This is a genomic window from Streptomyces sp. NPDC047515 (assembly GCF_040643055.1).
Lineage (GTDB): Bacteria > Actinomycetota > Actinomycetes > Streptomycetales > Streptomycetaceae > Streptomyces.
In genome coordinates this window covers 22,443-28,665 of the sequence record NZ_JBEYTM010000072.1, presented here as the reverse complement: position 1 = coordinate 28,665, position 6,223 = coordinate 22,443, and the positions used below count along the sequence as shown (strand labels likewise).

Annotated in this window: 5 protein-coding genes; 2 read left to right on the top strand and 3 right to left on the bottom strand. The window is 71.5% G+C overall.

The annotated features are described in order from the left end of the window. The first annotated feature begins 407 nt into the window (after nucleotides 1-407). Nucleotides 408-1,373, top strand: a complete 966-nt coding sequence (locus ABZ826_RS34730; RefSeq protein WP_361457646.1) for an RNA polymerase sigma factor SigF — start codon at nucleotides 408-410, stop codon at nucleotides 1,371-1,373. Nucleotides 1,374-1,562: 189 nt separating this feature from the next. Here the strand turns inward: ABZ826_RS34730 and ABZ826_RS34725 are convergent, their stop codons facing one another. From ABZ826_RS34725 to ABZ826_RS34715, 3 genes are all read right to left on the bottom strand, one after another. Beyond that, on the bottom strand, nucleotides 1,563-2,471 hold the full coding sequence (locus ABZ826_RS34725; protein ID WP_361457643.1) for an NAD(P)-dependent oxidoreductase: 909 nt from the start codon (nucleotides 2,469-2,471) through the stop codon (nucleotides 1,563-1,565). A gap of 52 nt (nucleotides 2,472-2,523) precedes the next feature. Beyond that, entirely contained in the window at nucleotides 2,524-3,246 is a 723-nt protein-coding gene (locus tag ABZ826_RS34720; RefSeq protein WP_361457652.1) for an adenosylcobinamide amidohydrolase, read from the bottom strand. A 109-nt stretch (nucleotides 3,247-3,355) separates the two neighbouring features. Continuing rightward, nucleotides 3,356-4,588 carry a cytochrome P450 gene (locus ABZ826_RS34715; RefSeq protein ID WP_361457649.1) on the bottom strand — a complete coding sequence of 411 codons (1,233 nt, stop codon included), beginning with the start codon at nucleotides 4,586-4,588 and terminating at the stop codon, nucleotides 3,356-3,358. A gap of 561 nt (nucleotides 4,589-5,149) precedes the next feature. Here ABZ826_RS34715 and ABZ826_RS34710 point away from each other — a divergent pair. Next, the gene (locus ABZ826_RS34710) at nucleotides 5,150-6,178 is read left to right on the top strand and encodes a PRC and DUF2382 domain-containing protein (RefSeq protein WP_361457640.1); all 1,029 of its coding nucleotides are present in this window, start codon (nucleotides 5,150-5,152) and stop codon (nucleotides 6,176-6,178) included. Nucleotides 6,179-6,223: the final 45 nt, after the last annotated feature.

The window sequence follows — 6,223 nt, the reverse complement described above, 5'->3', positions numbered from 1 at the left end:
CACCGACATGCCGGAAACCCAAAAACAACCCAGATTAAGCGAGTTGACCGCTGACGGCCCGCGAGCACGCCCCTACCTGCGGATTCGGGTCTGAGGCGTCCGTTCCCCGGTCCGTGGCCGGGCCGAGCCATCGATTTCGGCTCAACCACCGGCGGATATACGTCGGTCGCCCCCCGACGCGCCGCCGACTGTGGCAATCTGGAGGTAGCCGCCCCACCGGGCTCCCCCGTACCGGTGGGGCGGCCGCATTGTCCGGCGCGGCACCGCCCGCACGGATTTGACGGACCATCACAACGGTTCCCGGCCATTGATGCCGTGTGACCTGATCAACTCCCGCCATTTCGCATGAGAACCTCCGTCGGGGGCAGGCGCATACACCTCACCTACGACCCGGGGAGCGTGACGAAATGACGGCGCACACTGCGCGGACTGCCGGTGCGGAGCGAGCGGAGGGTGCACGGTCGACACCGGCAGTCAAGCCGTTCGACAGCTGCGTGGGCCCGGGACGGGCCCCGGGCGCCGGAGAGATCTCGGAGCTTGCCGCCGACACCGGCGAGCTGCCGTGGATCGAGGACGCGGGAAAGGTCGCCCCGGCCGACGCGCGGGATCTGTCCCGGCTGTTCTTCGAACGCCTCCAGGTCCTGGGGGAGGGCACTGCCGCTCACCAGTACGCGCGCAATACCCTCATCGAGATGAACCTCTCCCTCGTCCGGTTCGCCGCGGGGCGGTTCCGGCACCGGGGCGGCGGAGACATGGAGGACATCGTCCAGGTCGGCACCATCGGGCTGATCAAGGCCATCGACCGGTTCGATCTCTCCCGCGAGGTCGAGTTCACCTCCTTCGCGGTCCCGTACATCACCGGTGAGATCAAACGGTTCTTCCGCGACACCAGCTGGGCGGTGCACGTGCCGCGCAGGCTCCAGGAATTGCGGGTCGACATCGCCAGGACGAGGGATTCCCTGTCCGCGGAACTCGACCGCGACCCCACCGTCCCGGAGCTGGCCGAGCAGCTGGGGCTCAGCGAGGACGAGGTCACCGAGGGGATCGTGGCGGCCAACGGGTACACCGCGGGTTCGCTGGACGTACCGGCCGATCCGGCGGACACGGGGCGGCGCAAGGCACCGGGGCGCACCTTCGCCGATGTCCTGGGCGCACCCGATCCCGCGATGGAGACGGTCGAGAACCTGCATACGCTCGCGCCGCTGCTGGGCGATCTCGACGACCGTGAGCGCCGCATCATCGACATGCGTTTCGGTCAGGAGATGACCCAGTCGCAGATCGGCGCGGAGCTCGGCATCTCGCAGATGCATGTGTCACGACTGATCAGCAGGATTCTGCTGAAGCTCCGCAGCGGGATGTTCGTCGAGGAATGACATGGCCGGACGCGGTCTACGGCTGATGCCGAGCGGGAGACCGCCTGACTGCCCCGGCCCGGCATCCATGCCCGTACGTCGCCCTCGTACGTCGCGGCCGGATGAAGTCGGGCGTACCCACCCGACGGTCGACAGCCCGCCTTCGTACGTCCCCGCACCTGTGCGCGGGACGAGCCGGCCGAGGTGGGGTCAGCCGCTGTCCTTCCCCTGTGCCCGGCCCGCGTAGAAGGTGGCGATCATGTCCTCGCCGCCGTGCCCCGCCGCCTCGGCACGCACGAAACGGTCGGCCGAAGCGGCGACCAGGTCCAGCCGCACACCCGATGCCTCGGCGGCGGCCAGGATGAGGCGGGTGTCCTTGAGGGCCGTGGACAGGGTGAAGCTCGGGGTGAGGTCACCGGTGAGGACGGCGGCCGACTTGCCCTGGAGGTACGGGGAGTCCAACGCGCCGCCCCTCATGGCATCGAGGAAAGTCCGGGGATCGATCTCCAGGCCCTCGGCCAGGTTGAGGCATTCCGCGACGCTGTTGACCAGGTTGATCACCCAGGTGTTGACCACGAGTTTCAGCCGCGAGGCCGCTCCCGGGACCTCGGCGACCCAGACCGTGCGCTCTCCGACCGCGTCCAGCACGGGTTCCACGGTCTCCCGGACGGCGGACGGACCGGAGACGAGGACCGTCAACGTGCCTTGTTCCGCAGGCTGTTTGGTGCCGGCGACCGGTGCGTCGAGATAGGTCAGGCCCAGGTCCGCCGCGCGCCGGACGAGATCGTCGGTGGCCTCGGGCCCGACCGTCGAGCTCTGGAGCAGTACCTGCCCCGTGTGCAGGCCGGGTGACGCGGCGGTGAGTGCGGCGGCGACGGCCGGGCCGTCGCGGAGCATGGCGAGGATGACATCGGCGCCGCGCACGGCTTCCTCCGCCGTCTCCGTCACCGTGGCGCCGTCGGCGGCGAGCGGGGCCGCCTTGGCCTGCGTGCGGTTCCAGGCACGGACGTCGAGTCCGGCCCGGAGCAGGCTCCGGGCCATGCCCGATCCCATGATTCCGGTACCGAGGACGGCGACGGTCGGCCGTTTCCGTGCGGTTTCGGCGGCGCTCGGGTTCACGAGAGGACTCCCTTCGTCGGCCGCGCCTACGCGGTCGCGGCGCGGTGGGTTCTCAGGATTGCCTCAGCGCGCCCTCGAGGACGGCAACGTGCACGGCCCTGGCGAGTCGCGCGCCCCAGCGGGAGCGCGGCCCGGCGAAGGCCTCCCCCGGGGCGGGTCCCGGGCAGGGGGCGGCGACGCACACGGCGTCGGTGGGGGTGCCGGAGCAGTCGAGTCCCGCGTCCAGGAGTGCCTGGACCTTGGCCTCGGTGGCCGTGGCGACCGCGTTGACGAGTGCGGCGTCGGAGAGGGCCACCGGGAGGGTGACGACGATGTTGACCGTGCCCGGCCGGGGCGGTTCCCCGGTGCCCTCGGCCGGGGCGGCGGCCCAGCCGCGTACGCCGAGTCCGCACGTGGCGGTCGCCGTCACCCCCTCGTCGGCCGCGATGGTGTACGCGGTGACATCCGCTGCCGTCATCAGCCCCGCACCGGGCCCCGCGAGGTGTTCCGCCGCAGCGATCTCGGCGAGGTGGCGGTCGGGATCGAGACGGGGATAGCCGCCGGGCACCTGGGCGTTGAGGATCCAGGCGCGGGGGCCGATGCCGCCGCCGAGCACGGCGCTGCTGCACACCCGCCAGCCCGGCCCCAGCCGCCACACCAGATGGTGAAGGTCTTGACCCTCCTCGTGCCGGGCAAGCAGTTCACCCCGCTGTTGGGGCAGCCGGATTCGTACGGAACGGATGAGGCACCCCCGGTGGCGCGGCAGGACGAGGTCGGCAGTCGGCCGGTCGATCATATGTGCCGGTGGCACGGGCAGGGGCTTCGGCCGCGGCGCCGGTGTCCGTGCGGTGCTCCGGTGAGCCGTCGGTGTGGTTCCTCGTGCCACACGGATGTGTGCGGGGTCGTCAGCCCGCGACGGGCGCGGTGGCGGGCCGGAGCCGTACCGGCAGGGTCCCCGTGCTGTTGCCGACGAACCCGGTGTGCCGGGGCAGTTCCGTGCCGGAGACGGCGAGGTCCAGCTCCGGGAAGCGGGTGAACAGTTGTTCCAGGGCGATCGTGGCTTCCATCCGGGCGAGCGGCGCTCCCAGGCAGTAGTGCGGTCCGTGGCCCAGCGAGAGATGCCGGGCCGCGGTCGCCCTGGCCGGTCTGGTCACGTCGAAGAGGTCCGCATCGGGCCCGTGCGCGGCCTTGTCCCGACCGGCGGCCGAGTATCCGGCGAGCACGGGTGTGCCCTGGGGGACGACAGTCCCCCCGATGGTGAGGTCACGGGTCGGATAGCGGAACGGGAAGTAGCTGACCGGGCTGTCCCAGCGCAGTGTCTCCTCCACCACGTCGGCCCACCGCGCCCGGCCGGACCTCACCAGGCCGAGCTGGTCGGGGTGGGTGCACAGGGCCCGTACGGCGTTGGTGACGAGGTTCAGCGTCGTCTCGTGTCCCGCGACGATCATCAGGAGCAGAGTGCCGATGAGCTCCTGCTGACCGAGTCGGCCACCGCCTTCGTCACGGGCGGCGATCAGGGCGCTGGTCAGATCGTCGCCCGGCTGCTCCGCGCGGGCGGCGGCGACCGCTGCGAGCAGGGCCACCAGCTCCCTGTTGGCGGCGATCGCCTGCTCGGGGCCGGTGTCGGTCGCGACCACCTGGCTCGAAAGGCGGTGCAGCCGGTCCTGGTACCGGGCGTCGACCCCGAGGAGGTCGCAGATGACGCCCATCGGCAGCGGCAGGGCGAACCGGGCGCGCAGATCGACCGTGCCGTCGTCCTCGGCGGCACGGTCGACGCCGTCGAGCAGTTCGGCGGTGACGGTCTCGATCCGCGGCCGCAGTGCTTCCACCCGCCGTGCGGTGAACGCCTTGCCGACCAGTGAGCGCAGCCGCCGGTGGTCCTCGCCGTCGGCCGTCGTCATGCCGCGCACGGTCGCGAATGTCTTCAGCGGCCAGCCGTCGGGGATGCGTCCCTCGGCCAGCTCGGTGAAGTGGCGTGCGTCCTTGGCCACGTCGGGGTGGGCGAGGAACTCCTTGAGCGCCTCGTGCCCGAGGACCGCCATCCCGGCCACGTCGCCCGGAAGCACGACGGATGCCACGGCCCCTCGGGCGAGCAGCCCGGCGTTGTCCGCGTGCGGGCAGCCGCCGGCCGGGTCCATGCGGTACGGGGTGCTGGTCAACGGGGACTCTCCTGAGGTCGTCGGCCGGTGGGCGGTACCCGAGGGCGATGGGGCGGCAACACGTTCGATTACGCCGATCCTAGGGGCGATGCCGTCGACGGGAAGGGGTGTTGCCTCAACGGGGACACCTCGGTATGCGAACGGGGCCCTGCTCGGTAGCGTCATGCGGCGGCACACCGGGCACTGCGCGGATTCGCGGTGCGGCGGCACGCCCGGCGCGACGCGCGGACGCCGGGTATCGGGTCGACCGTCCGCGGTCGCCCGGAAACGTGCGGTGCCTCGACGCATGTCCGGCCGCCGCGTGGGTGGCGCGCACAGCGCATGCCCACCACGCCTCCACACCCACCCGATTGGCCTAACACGGGAGCGGCGTGCGCACCACCGTGACGGGCGGCCAGCGCCGAGGCGCCGAGCATGCGGGGGACGGGCTCCGCAGGTGGGGAGGTTGCAGCGTCCATCCGGGTGAGGCGCGATGGAAATCGGACGCGCCTCCCCTGATGGACCCAGCCACAGGACGCGCCCAGGCGAGGAGGATCGGTCATGGGAGCCGCTGACGGTTTCACGGATTCCGGAGAGCTCGACGGCCTGACGGTGTACGACAACACCGGCGAGAAGATCGGCAGTGTGGGCCGGGTGTATGTCGACGACAACACCGGCCGCCCGGACTGGATCACGGTGAAGACCGGCCTGTTCGGCATGAAGGAGAGTTTCGTGCCTCTTGCGGGGGCTCGTCGTGTGGGCTCCGACCTGCACATCTCGCATCCGAAGGACCGCGTCAAGGAAGCCCCCCGGGTGGACGCGGACGCGCATCTGTCGGTCGCGGAGGAGGAAGAGCTCTACCGCCATTACGGCCTGGCCAGAAACACCACCGCCAGGCTCAGTGGCCGTGCGGACACCGGGAGGACGACGTCCGGGACCGGCACCACGGCCATGGGCGCGGCAGGAGCCGCCGGAGCCGGGGCCAGGGGCGACGCCGGGACCCCGGCACCCGGCACCCCCCGGGCCACCACGTCGCGGACGAGCGGCCTGGCCGGCGCGGGCACCGGTACGGGCGCGCGCGGCGACGCCGGGACGGCCGGCACGGCCCGTCCCCTCGTCGGCGCCGGGGCGGGTTCCGAGCGGTCCGCCGCCGACCTGGGCGGCAAGGAGGAGCTGATCCGCTCCGAGGAGCAACTGCTCGTCGGCACCGAGGAGTACGAGAGCGGCAAGGCCCGCCTGCACAAGTACGTCGTCACCGAGAACGTCACCAGGACGGTTCCGGTGACGCACGAAGAGGTGCGGGTGATTCGTGAACCCCTGCAGCCCGGCGAAAGGGCGGCGGCGGGGCGCTCGGACATCCGTGAGCAGGATGTCGAGGTCACCCTGCATGCCGAACGTGCCACGATGCGCAAGGAGACGGTGCCGGTCGAACGGGTCCGCATGGAGACCAAGAGGGTGACCGAGCAGAAGGAGATCTCCGCCGAACTCCGCAAGGAGCAGATCGACTACGCCGACAGCAAGGGCATCGGCGACAAGGACATCGGTGGCAAGGACGCGGGCGGCGAGTTCGGCCGGGGACGCCACCGCTGACCCCCGCACACCGTGGCGTACCGCCACGGTGCAACCGCGAGTGAG